Source organism: Bacillus shivajii, assembly GCF_020519665.1.
GTDB lineage: Bacteria > Bacillota > Bacilli > Bacillales > Salisediminibacteriaceae > Bacillus_CA > Bacillus_CA shivajii.
Map to the genome: position 1 here is coordinate 4,405,725 of NZ_CP084703.1, position 15,576 is coordinate 4,421,300.

Consider the following 15,576-nt stretch of genomic DNA (forward strand, 5'->3'; position numbering starts at 1 on the left):
TCTTAATTCTCCTGATCGGCATTCCTTAAGTAGTACCCAACTCCTCTACGAGTTACGATATACGTTGGATGGCTCGGATTATCTTCTACCTTTTCACGCAAACGGCGCACTGTAACATCAACCGTTCTTACATCACCAAAATAGTCATACCCCCATACTGCTTGAAGCAAATGTTCACGTGTCATCACTTGGCCAAGGTGTTTCGCTAAATAATAGATCAATTCAAATTCACGATGCGTTAACTCGATAGGATCCCCACGCTTTGTTACAAGGTAGGCATCTGGCTGAATTAGCAGTGCACCAATTTGTAGTTCTTTTTTATCTTGTTCAGGTTCATTTGATCGTTGATTACGACGTAAGTTTGCTTTTACCCGAGCGACTAGTTCCCTCGTGCTAAACGGTTTTGTAACATAATCATCGGCTCCTAGTTCTAACCCTAAGACTTTATCTATTTCAGAATCCTTTGCTGTAAGCATGATAATTGGCATATCATATGTTTTCCGTACTTCTCTGCATACTTCCATCCCATCTTTAAAAGGAAGCATAATGTCTAATAAAATTAGGTCGGGTACGTGTTCTTTAACCTTTTCAATCGCTTCACTTCCATCATATGCGACGATGACGTCAAACCCGTCCTTTTCTAATCCAAATTTTAAAATATCTGCAATTGGCTGCTCATCATCTACGACTAAGATTTTTTGCTTATCCATCGTTACCAGCTCCTATTGTTGAACGTAACTTATACCATTTTGTCAACTTATTTTATTCTATCATATAAAGAATTAGTTAGCTTTGAATGACGTTTCTATTTCCTTTATTATATAAATTCACTCTAAGAAAAAAAACAAAAATAGCCTTTATATTAGCGGTAATTTTTACAAATAATTCTATTCTCTATATAAATATGTAAAAAACCCTCCCAACCAACAGGTTAAGAGGGATCTATTCATATTAATAATTCAAGAAGTCCATTGGATCTTTTAATTGGCCATTTTGGTATACTTCAAAGTGTAAATGTATACCAGTAGAGTTTCCTGTTGATCCCATACGCCCAATCACTTGTCCTTTTCCCACTGTTTGACCAACATTAACATCAATTCTTTCTAAATGAGCATACATTGTTTCTAATCCATTATTATGATTGATGCGAATTGTATTACCATATCCATTTTCCCAACCAGCTGATGATACAGTTCCATTATCAGCAGCTAGTATATTATAGTTTGACGGGCGGGCAATATCAATTCCCCGATGAAACCTTCCCCAACGCGTTCCTTGGTAACTCGAGATATATCCACCAACAGCAGGCCAACCTAGTTGCCCTGTACCTCGTGATGGAGAGGTCTTTGTCCCATTAACAACAACTCTATTTTTCGGTTCAGAAATGACTTCCTCAGAGGTTGTTTCCCTATTTATCGTTTGTCCGTTTTCATAGGTAACTGTATATTCAATGATTTTCTTGCCTTCTTCACCTTGCTGTCTTACTTCAGTTTCACCTTGCCAAAGGGCACTATCTTCCTTTGTTTCTGTCTTATATGGAATTTCTTCTTCTACTTTGCCAACCTTTTCAATTATCACATCGGACATTGGCCTTAAAACAGTCACATTGATTTTATCACCAATTTGAAGTAAAGAGTCTTCTGTAATATCTGGATTTAATGAAAGAAGTTCACTTGTCGTTAAATCGTGATCTGCTGCAATTGTACCGAGTACATCACCTTTATCTACTGTATATAATTCTTCTTCTAGCGTGCCTTGTTGAATTTTCTTAAACGCATCTTTTTCTGTCAAAATGTCCTCTGGATACGCCGAAGATACCTTCCACTCAATGTCATCTGTAAAATCTATATTTATAATTTTCGAATCGCCTACTTCAAGAGAAAGTTCCTCATCTTCTTCTTTTCCTTCATAAGCTTCTAATTCTTCTTCAGGTACATATTCTAATATAAAGGAACGTAGAAAGTCATCCATGTTTGTTTCATATGAAACATGTCCTACTTCTTCATCACCAATCGTTAATAAATGAGCCTTTGCATGAATATTTACTTCAGCTTCTAATAAGTCGACTGTCAAATCATTTAATGCTCGGGTCATGAATACTTGTTCTGGAATATATGTAATCTCATTTTCAAAAGTTAAGTTTATATCTTCATATTTTGTGGAAGCAGTTTCAATATGGTTCTCTTTAAAATCTTCAATAATTTGTTTGTCATCAACAATACCAATTCTATTATCTCCATAATAAACGTGGTAAATCATTTGAAAACCTTGGGTAGTATCTTCTTCTGATGTAGTCGTATCCGCACTAGTCAACTTTGAAAATGATACAAAAAATAAACAAAAAATTAATGCAAAAATGGTAAAGCCTCGTAACGAAAAGAATGGTTTATTTGTAAATACCATTGTTCTCCCCCTATATACAATCTTCATTTATCTCTATTAATACAAATTTCCTATTCTATTAACCAAAATTTATTCTATCATATATTTTAAAAAATTTGCGGAATTTATCAATTCGTAAAATAAATGTATTATTTCTGTAATTTTTTGTAACTACAACCAAAATAGTGGTTGATTTCCTATCATAAATGACGTTTTTTTGTAATCTTATTGTTAATCGATGTTCTATAAGGATCTGGTTTAATGGAGAGTTATTTCATTGGTTATAGGAAGTTAGGTCGGGGTTATAGTAAAACAAAAGTCCTCCCTGTACATCATTTTCAACGAATGAACAGGGAGGCTTATTTAATCATCTTCATTATTTTGTTGATAATCATTCTTCTTTTTCTTTAATTGAGGATCCACTTCTTTTGCAAACTCTGTACTAAACTGAGAATTAAATGGGAGATGAATACTCTCTTTCTCCACTTTGAATGCTTTTGCTATATAAAATTCGTGATACAAAGCTTCAACAAAAGTCACAAAAATCGCAGTAAAAATGGCATTCATCCCATTCGTTGTATTCGTCGTCGTAATAAATAATGCCATAAACACCCAAACCGCTACTGTATAGTAGATAAAATCTGCAACAGAAGCCATTAAATTTCCTAATCGCCGATATATAAGAAGGTCACCTATAATATATGCAGGAATGATGACTAATAATGTCATCAACAATATCACAGTTATGGGTACTTGAAACAATGACAACGTAGACAGAAGAACAATCCCTACAATTCCATACTTTATCGCCAATGCAATAAGATGTTTCATTTTAAAAACTCCTTTTAGGAATTTAAGCACTTAAACATAGTTGCCTCGGAAGAATCACTTTTAGGATGTCTCTTTTTTCAATGAAATATGATTGCCCCAATATATACCATAGACACGCAAATGGCGCTTATACTGCTTTTACCAGAACTTGATATTTAAAGGCAAATAAAAAAAGTAAAAGCAAAGGATGCTTTTACTTTATGACTGTGGTGATGGATCTTTTTTTCGTTGTAATACTTCATGTGCTAAATAAATATGGAAAACCCATTCCCCCATACCAATAAAAACTGCTGAAAGTATTGCTGCGATAAATGTTACATCGGCTCCATAAATTAACGGACCTAGAAGCCAAACAATAATAGCAATTAATCCTAAATCAGCAATGGTTGCAACAGTATTATTAGAAAAGCGTAAAATCCCTATATCTCCAACAAGGTAGCTAATACCGACGACAAATGCTGAAAGGGTAATTGTTGAAAGAAACGGATAATTATAAATGGCTGACAGGATCATTAATAATACAAACGTTATAATAATAAATTTAATACATATTGCTGCTACATGTTTCATTTATATCCCTCATTTTAGAATGTATTTGTTTATTTTTAGCATACCCTAAGGCTAATTTATCATTCGCAATGAGGAGTTTACGTAAAAGCCATGCATTTTTCACCTAAAGTGAAAATGCATGGCTTTCTTTTAGATTATAAACTTTATACAAGGGTTTATTTCGTACATTTCATTTCAATATTTCTTATATTTAAGAAAACTCAGCGATTACCGACCCTTTGGTAAAGAAAGTGCCATAGTCGCATTTAAAAGATAAACATAAAAAATTTGGTTACCTCGACCTATATTCATTTTATACATTTTAACAATAAAAAAAGCCTATTCTTTATGAATAGGTTAAACTTATGTAATGGTGCTGGCCAGAGGACTTGAACCCCCAACCTACTGATTACAAGTCAGTTGCTCTACCAATTGAGCTAGGCCAGCAATTGTAATCAAAATGGTGGCTCGGGACGGAATCGAACCGCCGACACACGGATTTTCAGTCCGTTGCTCTACCGACTGAGCTACCGAGCCTAAATAATTTATATTTATAAAATTAAAATGGCGGTCCCGACGGGAATCGAACCCGCGATCTCCTGCGTGACAGGCAGGCATGTTAACCGCTACACCACGGGACCTTGTCCAAATTTAAAAATCTATGAAAAACGAGTATGTATAAAAGATTCAATCATATGCTTTTTATACAAAATAAAAAAAATTGGTTGCGGGGGGCGGATTTGAACCACCGACCTTCGGGTTATGAGCCCGACGAGCTACCAGACTGCTCCACCCCGCGACGATATGAATGCTTACGGATGATGTTATGCTCCGTAGCTTTTTTGACTGTCTCTTCCTCTACAAGTATCGCTTTGTAGTTTATGCGTCGAGACAACTCGAAGTTTATTCGATGATGTTGCCCTCGTTGCTCCACCCCGCGACGTTATAAAAGTTTACGGATAGTGCTTTTCTTCGTAGAGACTTGACTGTCTCTCACTTACTCCTTAATCAGTATATGGAGTCACAAGTAATATTATACCTTATTCGAAAACAATTTGTAAAGTTTTTTTTAAAATGGTGACCCGTAGGGGATTCGAACCCCTGTTACCGCCGTGAAAGGGCGGTGTCTTAACCACTTGACCAACGGGCCATTATGTTGTGTCGTTCGCAGCGACAAGAATAATATTAACATCTTCCGAAAAGGAATGCAACACTTTTTAAAACTTTTTTATCATTTTTATAAAAGCTTGTCGAAAAAAAGTACTTTTATACAATAACGGAATTTCAATAAAAAATCAATACTTTCTAAATAAAACTGTTTTTATAAACCTTTATCTCTTTAAATAGCTCTTTTCGCATAAATTGATTCACAAATCCGTTACAGGCTGACGGTGTCCGGAGTCGCAGCTTTTCACTGCTTGTAGTTTGTATATTACCCTTTCATTTCAAAAGCAACACTCTTTTCCTGCGACGAGTAACCGCAGGAGCAACGAACAACACTACGCTGATTAAGCTATGAGCTGTGCCGACGGATCCTCACCAAAGAGTAAGCTGTTAGAGGAAGGCACAACGAGCACTCACAACTCCGAATCTCCTTCGAGCTGCCTCGACGCACCTTCTTCCAACAAGTACTTGAAGAGGAAGAGGCACGTAGTTTAGAAAACAGCCTTAAATAAAGATTTACTGTTGCTTTTTCACTAAAAACCTTGGTCTTTTTACAAAAGCAAAGAACACAAATAAAAAAAGGGAAGATTCCACAAAGAATCCCCCCTCTTTATTAGCTATGTTAGGCAAACACGCCTCTTACTTGATTTGTTTGACTTCGATCTGGACCAACAGAAAACACCGATAAAGGAATCCCAGTTAATTGAGAGACTCTCTCCACGTAATAAAGTGCATTCTTGGGTAATTCATGTAGAGAACGTACACCAGTAATATCTTCATCCCAACCTGGAAGCTCTTCATACACAGGTTCACATTCAGCAAGTACTTTCAAACTCGCTGGGAACTCTTCCATAATTTCGCCTTTGTACTTATATGCGACACAAATTTTTAACGTCTCAATACCAGATAGGACATCAATTGAGTTTAGTGAAAGATCCGTAATACCACTTACACGTCGTGCATGACGTACTACGACACTGTCAAACCAACCGACACGACGTGGACGCCCAGTTGTTGTACCATATTCATTACCTACATCACGAATACGATCGCCAATTTCATTATTTAATTCTGTAGGAAATGGACCATCCCCAACTCGAGTTGTGTATGCTTTTGAAACGCCAACGACATGATTAATTTTAGAAGGACCAACACCTGAGCCAATCGTTACTCCTCCTGCGATCGGGTTTGATGATGTAACAAAAGGATATGTCCCTTGGTCAATATCCAGCATCACCCCTTGAGCACCTTCAAAGAGAACACGTTTTCCAGCATCTAAACTGTCATTTAGGACAACAGATGTGTCTGTAACGTATTTAGCAAATTCTTGACCATATTCATAATACTCATCTAGTATGTCCTCTATAGTAAAGCCCTCGACTTCATATACTTTTTCAAACAATCTGTTTTTTTCTTGAAGATTAAATGTTAATTTCTCTTCAAAGGTTTCTTTATCTAATAAGTCAGCAATACGAATTCCTACACGTGCTGCTTTATCCATATATGCTGGACCAATTCCTTTTCGAGTGGTTCCAATTTTATTCGCACCTTTACTTTCTTCTTCCACGGCATCAAGCTTTAAGTGGTAGGGCAAAATAACATGGGCACGATTACTAATGCGTAGATTACTCGTATCCACACCGTGGTCATGTAAATATTTTAGTTCCTCTACTAAAGCTTTCGGGTCAATCACCATTCCATTTCCAATCACACATGTTTTATCACCGTAAAAAATACCAGAAGGAATAATATGCAGCTTGTACTTCTTCCCGTCAAAAACAATCGTATGACCTGCATTGTTACCACCTTGATAACGTGCTACAAGTTCAGCTTGTTCAGATAAAAAGTCCGTAATTTTCCCTTTTCCTTCGTCTCCCCACTGCGTTCCTACAACTACAACTGATGGCATGAGTGAGCACCTCCATAAATCTATCGTCATATTTTATATAAATACAAATCACCTTTAAACCAACGTTAGTGTATCAATTTATATTGAATTAGTCAACTTAAATCCGAACATTAACAAACAAAACAACTATTTATGTTCGTTTTATATCCCCCCCCCTTACTTGTTTGATTTTTTTTCCATGTGCCAGTAAAGTTTCGGGTCCTATTTAAAGTAAGGAATTAAAACACAATAAAAAAAGCTCCATGCAGTATGAAACTGCACAGAGTTAGCTTGGCGGGATATCCCCTTCGCCATACCTTCGTTCAAGGTTTACGAATTTATTATATTCTTTTACAAAGGCAAGTTCTACGGTACCTACTGGACCGTTACGTTGCTTTGCAATAATGATTTCAATAATATCTTTCTTTTCACTTTCTTGGTCATAATAATCATCACGATATAGGAAGGCAACAATATCAGCATCTTGCTCAATACTTCCTGATTCACGTATATCACTCATCATCGGCCTTTTATCTTGCCTTTGCTCTACACCACGTGAAAGCTGAGATAAAGCAATAACAGGAACTTCTAGTTCACGAGCGAGCCCTTTTAATGAACGAGAAATTTCTGATACTTCTTGTTGACGGCCTTCACCGCTGCGGGCGTCACCTTGGATCAGCTGTAGATAGTCAATCATGATCATTCCAAGACCGTGCTCTTGTTTTAGACGACGGCATTTAGATCGGATGTCGTTCACTTTTACACCTGGAGTATCATCAATGTAGATTCCAGCTTTCGAAAGACTCCCCATTGCCATCGTCAACTTCTGCCAGTCCTCGTCTTCTAGCCCACCTGTACGTAATTTCTGTGCATCAATGTTCCCTTCAGCACAAAGCATTCGCATAACAAGTTGGTCTGCCCCCATCTCAAGACTGAAAATCGCAACATTTTCATCTGTCTTTGTTGCAACATTTTGAGTAATATTTAGGGCAAATGCTGTCTTACCAACTGATGGACGTGCAGCAACAATAATTAAGTCGTTACGCTGAAATCCTGCTGTGATGTCATCAAGCTCTGTAAAACCTGTCGGGATTCCGGTAACATCTCCAGAACTGTTTTGTAATACTTCAATTTTATCAAACGCTTCAACAAGAACATCTTTTATTGCAATAAACGCACTTGTATTTTGCTTTTGTGACACCTCAAGAATTGACTTTTCCGCGTCATTTAAAATCGCATTAACATCTTCATCCGCAGCATATCCTTCAGAGGCAATATTCGTTGAAACTCGAATGAGACGGCGCAGTAACGATTTCTCTTCAACGATTCGGCTATAGTATTCAACATTGGCTGCAGTCGGGACAGCATTTGCTAAATCACTTAAATATGACACGCCGCCAATTTCCTCAAGCCAATTTTTCGTTTGCAGATCTGATGTAGCGGTGACTAAGTCAACCGGTTCACCTTTTTGCGATAGATCGAGCATCACTGTATATATACGTTGATGCGCTGCGCGGTAAAAGTCTTCCGGAACTAAACGTTCAGAGGCGGTGACAAGAGCGTTATCATCAATAAAAATCGCCCCTAGCACCGCCTGTTCCGCTTCTATATTTTGAGGTGGCGTACGATCAGCAAATAAATCACTCATAACGCTCTTCCCTCGTTTCTACTCTCCTTTTATTGCTCACTAACGTGAACTTTTAACGTTGCTGTAACTTTCGGATGAACTTTTACTTCAACATTTGTATAGCCTAATGCACGAATTGGCTCATCCATTTCAATCTTTCGTTTATCAATCTTTACTTTCTTTTTCTTAAGCTGTTCAGCAATTTGTTTATTCGTTACAGCACCGAATAAACGACCGCCGTCACCAGCTTTTGCTGTCAGCTCAATTGTCATCTTCTCAAGTTCTTCTTTGAGCTGCTCTGCCTTTTCCAACTCTTCTTCAGCTTTCTTTTGCTGACTTTCTTGTTTCTTCTCGAGTGTTTTCATGTTTCCTTCGTTTGCTTCGATCGCTAAATTGTTTTTAAACAAATAATTTCGTGCATAACCTTCAGATACGTTTTTTACTTCGCCTTTTTTGCCTTTACCTTTGACATCTTTCAAAAAGATGACTTTCATGACGATTGTCCCCCTTTGAAGTATTCATCTATTTTTTCTATTAATAATTCTTCAGCTTCTTCGATCGACACCTCTTCAAGTTGTGTTGCTGCATTAGTTAAATGTCCGCCACCATCCATTTTTTCCATTATCACTTGGACATTTACTTCGCCTAATGACCTGGCACTAATTGATACACGTCCATCTTCTCGCATCGATATCACATAAGATGCGACAACGTCATTCATTGTAAGCAATGTATCGGCGGCTTGGGCAATTAATAACTGACTGTACCTATCATCTGGGGCTCCTTTAGCAATTGCCATTCCACCATTATATATATAGGCCCTTTCTACAAGCTTTGATCTTTTGACGTATTGACCTAAATCTTCTTTCATCACTTTTTGAACGAGTGTTGTGTCAGCACCTTGACCTTTCAAATAGGATGCAGCATCAAATGTCCGAGACCCTGTGCGAATCGCAAAACTTTTCGTATCTACAATTATACCAGAAAGTAGCGCAGTTGACTCTAGTACTTCGAGTCTTGGCTGTGATGGTTGATACTCTAGAAGTTCTGTAACAAGCTCAGCAGTTGATGAGGCGTACGGTTCCATATAAACAAGTATTGCCTCTTCAATAAATTCTTCTCCACGCCTATGATGGTCGATGACAATGACTCGATCTGTTTGATCTAACAGTTTTGGCTCAATAACTAAAGAAGGTTTATGAGTATCAACAACAAATAACAAAGTATCAGATGTGATCTCTTCTTTTGCATCCTCTGGAGATATAAACTTCGACCATAAATGGTCATGATCATGTATCTCTTCTAGTAATTTATAAACACTTTGGTTCACATCATTTTGATCTAATACGATATATCCATCTTTCCCATTCGCTTCAGCAATTTTTAACATCCCAATTGCAGCTCCGATTGAGTCCATATCTGGGTTTTTATGTCCCATTACAAGAACTTTATCACTTTCTACAATGAAATCCCTTATAGCATGGGAAATCACTCGAGCTCTCACTCTCGTACGTTTTTCCATCGCATTTGATTTTCCACCGTAAAAACGGACTTTTCCATTTTTCTGTTTTATCGCAACTTGGTCACCACCACGCCCTAATGCTAAATCTAAACTTGACTGTGCGACACTACCAAGCTCTTTTAACGAATGATGGTCACTGCCAATCCCGATACTTAAAGTCAATGCTACTTTTTCTTTCGATGTTTCTTCACGAATCGTATCTAAGATCGTAAATTGGTCTTCTTCAAGCTTTTCTAACGCCTCTTCATTAAAAACGGCAATAAACCGATCGGACGCCGTACGTTTTAATAAAATATCATACTCATTTGACCATTGATTTAATGCTTCGGACACGTGTGTAAGTAACTTACTGCGAATCTGGTCATCCATTCCTTGCGTCACTTCATCATAATTATCTAAATAAACGAGACCAATGACTGTTTTGTCCCGCTCAAACAAATCTTTAATCTCTTGTTCTTCTGTTACATTGAAAAAGTAGAGAAGACGCTCATTCGGTTCATGAACAACACGATACTTCTTCTCAGAAATTGTATGCAAGAAAGTCTGATCACCTTCTTCTAGCATTTCAAGTAACTTGTCTCCAAAAAACGTAATAGGTTCCCCTATACAATCCTTCTCTAAAAGATCGACCATGTAAGGGTTTGCCCACTGAATTTGCTGCTCTTCATTATACAGGAGAATTCCTAATGGTAAATTCGTTACAGCTTCTTCTCCAGCCTTATTCACTCGATAAGTGAGTGTTTCAACATAGGCAGCCAGTTCTTTTTCAAATTGTGTTTTTGCTCGTAATAAAAGATAAAACACAACACCTAAACTTAGTAGACCTAATAAACCAATTTTCCATTGATAGTAGGTGAGAATTCCAATAAACAATATGGCTATACTAAAAAGTGATACTACGTGATAGCCATGCCACCTTTTTAACAGGAAGTTAGGCATATATTCACAACTCCTACTTCTTTGAGTTCAATCGTTTTCTAAGGTCAAATCCTAAATCAATTATACCTAAGATTCGAACGATATGAAGTAATATCGGAACGACAAATGCAAAAATCATTAAAACGATTGGTATAATAACATGCATTTTTTTATAATGGAAGAAGAAAAACATAAAAGCAAATCCTTGAATGATCATAACGATCTCTAATATTGGCGTTAAATTTGCAATGACCGTATAAACGGCTGTTCCTTCCTCTACTCCTATAATAATAAAAATATATGTGATTAAATAGTACCAAATAAAGGCTTTTGGAAATGTCCACGTTCGAAGTGGAGGAAATAACTCGATTTCATACTTCTTTCTTCTCAAAAACAATGAAGCAAGCCATTGCACAATAAAAGCGTAACCTACACCTAATATAATTAACAATGTAGGGGTAATGTACACTAATTGATCAATAAATTCATATGCTGTTTCTACTGCCCCCGCATCTTGTAATGCAACAGCCGCCCCTAAAATTTCTTCAGAAAGCTCTACTGACTCTTTTAAAAGGCTTTGCAACTCTTCTATCGGATGAATATCCAAAACTAAAATGCTTCCGACAAAATTAACCAGTAAAGCACCGATAAATGAAAGAGACCCTCCAAGAAGAACAGCAAAGGCATGTTTTTTCCTTCGATACATCTCTCCTATCACTACACCACCAATAACGAAACTAACCGTAAGTGGAATGGCGAATGGTCCCATCAATAAAAAGGAGATAAAAAAGGAAAACAAGGCTAAATAAATGGCTGGTTTTAAACCGAATTTATAAGTAAAGAACACAAATGGAATCGGTAATAAAAACAATGTAAACATTCCGATAAATGGTACCAAGATTGTTAAAAAAGCGAGCACTAAAAATATTGTTAAGAAAATTGCTCCTTGTTGTAGTGTGGAACGATCCATACGTAAGTCCCTCTTTCTCCGTTAATTTCATTGTCATCGTCCCTTATTGTAGCATGATAAGAATAGAAACAACAAAAACAATTACAAGCCCTTCATTTTGCAATAGTGTTTGAAAAATGATGAAATGTTTCATGTGAAACATTTGTAAATTTTATGATTATTCTATATTTGAACTCTACCTTTATAAAGAAATCCAGGTATTTGACAACGAGTTTTCGTGTCACCTACCTGGATTTTTGTAACAGAACTATCTATTAAATTTTCTATTCAATTCATGCTCTACTTCAAGGCTTTTTTTATGTTCCTTTTCACGTACTTTTTCTACTTCAATCTTTTTGTCTAAACTTTTCTTTAAAACTTCATGGCCGAATCCATGTGTTTGTCTTAACCCTTTTTCCATCGGCTCTGTGTACTTAATGTCATTTTCATCTGAAGACATCTTCTATAAATCCTCCTTTAATATTTATACCATTTATGTTGCCAAATTGATTTAAGTTCAAACCTCTTCTTTATACACAAATCCAAAAAAAGCAATTAGTTAAGACTTTGTTTCTGCTTGAAGAACTTTACGGGCTTTTTTCTTTAAATCCAGGTAGGTGTTATTAAATTCTTCACTTGATATCGGTTTACTTAATAAATACCCTTGTATATACTCACATTTTTCTTCAGATAAAAATTGGAGCTGCTGTTTTGTTTCAACACCTTCAGCGACAATATCTAGCTCTAAAGCTTTTGCTAAGTGGATTATTGTTTGCACAATTGCCTCTGTTTTTTTATCTTTGTGAATATCCCATACAAATGTACGATCTATTTTTAGAGTATCAATTGGGAACCTTTTCAAATAACCTAATGATGAAAAACCGGTTCCAAAATCATCAATTGCTAGCTTTACCCCTAACTTGCTTAGTTCTTCTAAAGATGCAATTGCTTGTTCTGTTTGTTGCATCATAATACTTTCTGTGACTTCTAATTCTAAACATGTTGGATTAATCTTTGTTTCTTTAATTATCCTTTGTAAATTTTTCACAAAATTCGTTTGGTAAAACTGTTTTGCAGATAAATTCACTTTCATACATATATTGCCGACTTCATTGTTATTCCACTTATTTAATTGTTGACATGCTTCACGTAACACCCATTCACCAATAGGAAAGATTAAGCCTGTCTCTTCAGCAATCGGGATAAAATCTGCCGGTGAAACACTCCCTTTTGTCGGATGTTCCCATCTTAATAACGCTTCAGTAGCTGTAATTTCACCGGATGTTAAATCAAATATAGGTTGATAAAACAATTCGAATTCATTTTTCTCTAATGCTTGCTTTAGCGCCAATTCCATACGCTTTTTCTCAAGAAACTGATTTTGTAATTGTTCAGAGTATACTTCAATAACATTCTTTCCTTTTTTCTTCGCCCAGTATAATGCCATGTCTCCATTCTTCAATAATGTATCTGGATCGTTGCCATCTTTTGGGAGAAACGTGATGCCTACACTTGTCGAAACAGAACATTCTACGTTATTTATTTCGATTGTTTCGTTAAAGAGGTTAACAAGGTTATTTGCAACATCAAGTACTTCTACTTCACCAGAAATATGAGAAAGTAGTATTGCAAATTCGTCTCCAGAAATACGGAATAATACCATGTTTTCTAAAAGACACTCTTTTAATCTTTCACCCAAATTTAATAACAATTCATCACCAAATGAGTGACCATAAATATCATTAATCATTTTAAAGTTATCGACGTCTAACATGAGTAAAGCATGTTTCGTTCCCTTTAACTTTGATTCCTTTAAATAGTCAGCTAATGTCATAGTAAAGTGCCTACGATTTGGCAAATCTGTTAATGTATCGTGGTAAGCCATATGTGTCACTTGATCTTGAGCTTTCTTGCGATCGGTAATGTCAACTAAAATCGTTTGAATAGCTTTTTTTCCTTTAAAACGAATTAATGACGACATCGCTTCAATTGTCTTTATATCTCCCTTTGCAGTACTAATTTCAAGCTCCACCGGTGTTGATGTTTCCCCAAGATGATAGACCGTATCGATTCTATCGAGTAATATAGGAATATCTTCAGAAAATGCAAAGTCATAAACTTGTTTCCCAATAATATCCTCTGCTGAATCCTCCCCTAACAAATCGACTCCTGTCTTATTGATATATTTAATTTCCCCATGGACATGTACAAAAACTGTTAATGGTGATAAGTCTACTAAGCTTCGATAACGTTCTTCACTTTCAATTAAATGTTTTTCTACCTTTTTCCGTTCAGTAATGTCTCGCGCTACAACGACAATATCAACATTTCCTTGTTCTTTGTTAAAAACAGGAACACCTTTTGCTTCTACATATAATGCATGGTTATTTTTATTTATTAGCCGTAGTTCCCTTTTTACCGGCTTCAAACTTGATATTGCCTCAGTAATCGCTTCTTTCACTGAATAATGATCGTCATTATGTATAAATGACAGAGCAGACTTCCCCTCCATTTCCTCTGGCAAATAACCAACTATTTCTCGGTTAGATAATGAAGAGTAAGTGACTTTGCCGTGGTCATTCAGTATATATAATAAATCGTTTGTATTATCAGTTACTAATCGGTACTTCTCTTCGGTTTCAATTAATGCTTTTTTTGTTTCATTTTCCTTTGTTACATCATTAGCAACAATAATAGCACCTATAATTTCATTATTATCGTCTTTAATAGGGTGTCCATTGACCATTAAGTACACCGATTTTCCGTCCTTCGTTCTCACTACTACTTGCTTTTGACGTACGACCTTCCCACGTAGCGCTTCATACAATGGAATAGAATCTCTTTTAATTCGTGTTATACCATCTACTTCAAATAGATCATAATAATTATAGATATTATCAAAATTAATGTGACTATCTGGAGCTTGTTTAAACAGTTTTTCTGAATGGTTATAATAAATAATTTTACCTTCTTTGTCACATATAATAATCCACTCTTCCATGTTTTGTAACACAAGTTCATATAGTTGAAACTTTTTAGGTATATCCGTTTCCATATAAAGCACTCCTTTAAATGAAGGACGTTAGCGTCAAGTATTGTCACATTTTGTTGAAACTATGTTACCACATAAATACCTATATTTGGTCTTTGTGTCCTATGCAGTTAAAATGTCACCATATTTATATACAAATTTACTAGTTCGATATAACTACATGAGGAGTATTTATAATTAAAATGGTAGTCTTTTCATTGTTAGAGGAAGATGATGTTGGAAGGAAGTATAAGCTTTTGGTGAGATACGAGTTAATACATAAGAGAAAAGCAAGGCATCAAAATACACCAAAAATAAGCCCGCACTCTGCCGGAAACGTCGCATCGTCGACCTTTTATCTCAGAGAATTCTCTTTTTTTGCGACTTCACCAGTGAAGTCTTAATTAGCGTATAAAAAAACCTCTAGTAGCTTCGTCACTACTAGAGGTTTATATATTATTGCTCAGTTACGTAAGGCAATAGTGCCATTGTACGAGCACGCTTAATAGCGCGTGTTAATTGACGCTGATATTTTGCAGAAGTACCAGTTACTCGGCGAGGAAGAATTTTTCCACGCTCAGAGATAAACTTCTTAAGCAAATCAGTATCTTTATAGTCAATTTTTTCAATCTTGTTTACTGTAAAGTAACATACTTTACGGCGCTTTGGACGACCACGACGTGCCATGCGAACCCCTCCTTTTTGTTTATTTTAT

The 15,576-nt window shown here is 36.2% G+C and carries 12 protein-coding genes and 5 tRNA genes; all 17 read right to left on the reverse strand.

Going from position 1 to position 15,576, the window contains the following annotated elements:
- Positions 1 to 2 precede the first annotated feature (2 nt).
- Positions 3 to 710, reverse strand: a complete 708-nt coding sequence (yycF, locus tag LGQ02_RS21040; protein ID WP_226516226.1) for a response regulator YycF — start codon at positions 708 to 710, stop codon at positions 3 to 5.
- Positions 711 to 951: 241 nt separating this feature from the next.
- The gene (locus LGQ02_RS21045) at positions 952 to 2,403 is read right to left on the reverse strand and encodes a peptidoglycan DD-metalloendopeptidase family protein (RefSeq protein WP_226516227.1); all 1,452 of its coding nucleotides are present in this window, start codon (positions 2,401 to 2,403) and stop codon (positions 952 to 954) included.
- Positions 2,404 to 2,745: 342 nt separating this feature from the next.
- A complete protein-coding gene (locus LGQ02_RS21050) occupies positions 2,746 to 3,213 on the reverse strand; it encodes a DUF2512 family protein (protein WP_226516228.1) in 468 nt (155 codons plus the stop codon).
- 198 nt (positions 3,214 to 3,411) lie between these two features.
- Complete coding sequence (locus LGQ02_RS21055; protein ID WP_226516229.1) at positions 3,412 to 3,783, reverse strand: DUF2512 family protein; 372 nt, start codon at positions 3,781 to 3,783, stop codon at positions 3,412 to 3,414.
- A gap of 350 nt (positions 3,784 to 4,133) precedes the next feature.
- A tRNA-Thr gene (locus tag LGQ02_RS21060) sits at positions 4,134 to 4,209 on the reverse strand.
- Positions 4,210 to 4,223: 14 nt separating this feature from the next.
- A tRNA-Phe gene (locus tag LGQ02_RS21065) sits at positions 4,224 to 4,299 on the reverse strand.
- 28 nt (positions 4,300 to 4,327) lie between these two features.
- A tRNA-Asp gene (locus LGQ02_RS21070) sits at positions 4,328 to 4,403 on the reverse strand.
- Positions 4,404 to 4,484: 81 nt separating this feature from the next.
- Positions 4,485 to 4,561 (reverse strand) — tRNA-Met (locus LGQ02_RS21075).
- 276 nt (positions 4,562 to 4,837) lie between these two features.
- Positions 4,838 to 4,912: transfer RNA gene (locus tag LGQ02_RS21080), tRNA-Glu, on the reverse strand.
- A gap of 636 nt (positions 4,913 to 5,548) precedes the next feature.
- Positions 5,549 to 6,835, reverse strand: a complete 1,287-nt coding sequence (locus LGQ02_RS21085; RefSeq protein ID WP_226516230.1) for an adenylosuccinate synthase — start codon at positions 6,833 to 6,835, stop codon at positions 5,549 to 5,551.
- Between the two features lie 265 nt (positions 6,836 to 7,100).
- Positions 7,101 to 8,462 (reverse strand): replicative DNA helicase, encoded by a 1,362-nt coding sequence (gene dnaB / locus LGQ02_RS21090; protein ID WP_226516231.1) that lies wholly within the window; start codon positions 8,460 to 8,462, stop codon positions 7,101 to 7,103.
- Positions 8,463 to 8,491: 29 nt separating this feature from the next.
- Positions 8,492 to 8,935 (reverse strand): 50S ribosomal protein L9, encoded by a 444-nt coding sequence (rplI, locus tag LGQ02_RS21095; RefSeq protein WP_226516232.1) that lies wholly within the window; start codon positions 8,933 to 8,935, stop codon positions 8,492 to 8,494.
- Complete coding sequence (locus LGQ02_RS21100; protein ID WP_226516233.1) at positions 8,932 to 10,902, reverse strand: DHH family phosphoesterase; 1,971 nt, start codon at positions 10,900 to 10,902, stop codon at positions 8,932 to 8,934. The genes rplI and LGQ02_RS21100 overlap by 4 nt, the downstream gene beginning before the upstream one ends.
- A 13-nt stretch (positions 10,903 to 10,915) precedes the next feature.
- On the reverse strand, positions 10,916 to 11,851 hold the full coding sequence (locus LGQ02_RS21105; protein ID WP_226516234.1) for a YybS family protein: 936 nt from the start codon (positions 11,849 to 11,851) through the stop codon (positions 10,916 to 10,918).
- Between the two features lie 247 nt (positions 11,852 to 12,098).
- Positions 12,099 to 12,290: a YuzK family famiily protein gene (locus LGQ02_RS21110; protein WP_226516235.1), complete on the reverse strand. Its 192-nt coding sequence runs from the start codon at positions 12,288 to 12,290 to the stop codon at positions 12,099 to 12,101.
- A 99-nt stretch (positions 12,291 to 12,389) separates the two neighbouring features.
- Complete coding sequence (locus LGQ02_RS21115; protein WP_226516236.1) at positions 12,390 to 14,885, reverse strand: sensor domain-containing protein; 2,496 nt, start codon at positions 14,883 to 14,885, stop codon at positions 12,390 to 12,392.
- 432 nt (positions 14,886 to 15,317) lie between these two features.
- Positions 15,318 to 15,548 carry a 30S ribosomal protein S18 gene (gene rpsR, locus LGQ02_RS21120; RefSeq protein WP_226516237.1) on the reverse strand — a complete coding sequence of 77 codons (231 nt, stop codon included), beginning with the start codon at positions 15,546 to 15,548 and terminating at the stop codon, positions 15,318 to 15,320.
- Between the last annotated feature and the right edge of the window lie 28 nt (positions 15,549 to 15,576).

What these genes read in the sequence shown, in the direction of transcription:
- yycF (WP_226516226.1), bottom strand. Translation starts at nt 710, where the DNA reads ATGGATAAGCAAAAAATCTTAGTCGTAGATGATGAGCAGCCAATTGCA.
- rplI (WP_226516232.1), bottom strand. Translation starts at nt 8,935, where the DNA reads ATGAAAGTCATCTTTTTGAAAGATGTCAAAGGTAAAGGCAAAAAAGGC.
- LGQ02_RS21050 (WP_226516228.1), bottom strand. Translation starts at nt 3,213, where the DNA reads ATGAAACATCTTATTGCATTGGCGATAAAGTATGGAATTGTAGGGATT.
- LGQ02_RS21055 (WP_226516229.1), bottom strand. Translation starts at nt 3,783, where the DNA reads ATGAAACATGTAGCAGCAATATGTATTAAATTTATTATTATAACGTTT.
- LGQ02_RS21105 (WP_226516234.1), bottom strand. Translation starts at nt 11,851, where the DNA reads ATGGATCGTTCCACACTACAACAAGGAGCAATTTTCTTAACAATATTT.
- LGQ02_RS21110 (WP_226516235.1), bottom strand. Translation starts at nt 12,290, where the DNA reads ATGTCTTCAGATGAAAATGACATTAAGTACACAGAGCCGATGGAAAAA.
- LGQ02_RS21100 (WP_226516233.1), bottom strand. Translation starts at nt 10,902, where the DNA reads ATGCCTAACTTCCTGTTAAAAAGGTGGCATGGCTATCACGTAGTATCA.
- LGQ02_RS21115 (WP_226516236.1), bottom strand. Translation starts at nt 14,885, where the DNA reads ATGGAAACGGATATACCTAAAAAGTTTCAACTATATGAACTTGTGTTA.
- rpsR (WP_226516237.1), bottom strand. Translation starts at nt 15,548, where the DNA reads ATGGCACGTCGTGGTCGTCCAAAGCGCCGTAAAGTATGTTACTTTACA.
- LGQ02_RS21045 (WP_226516227.1), bottom strand. Translation starts at nt 2,403, where the DNA reads ATGGTATTTACAAATAAACCATTCTTTTCGTTACGAGGCTTTACCATT.
- LGQ02_RS21085 (WP_226516230.1), bottom strand. Translation starts at nt 6,835, where the DNA reads ATGCCATCAGTTGTAGTTGTAGGAACGCAGTGGGGAGACGAAGGAAAA.
- dnaB (WP_226516231.1), bottom strand. Translation starts at nt 8,462, where the DNA reads ATGAGTGATTTATTTGCTGATCGTACGCCACCTCAAAATATAGAAGCG.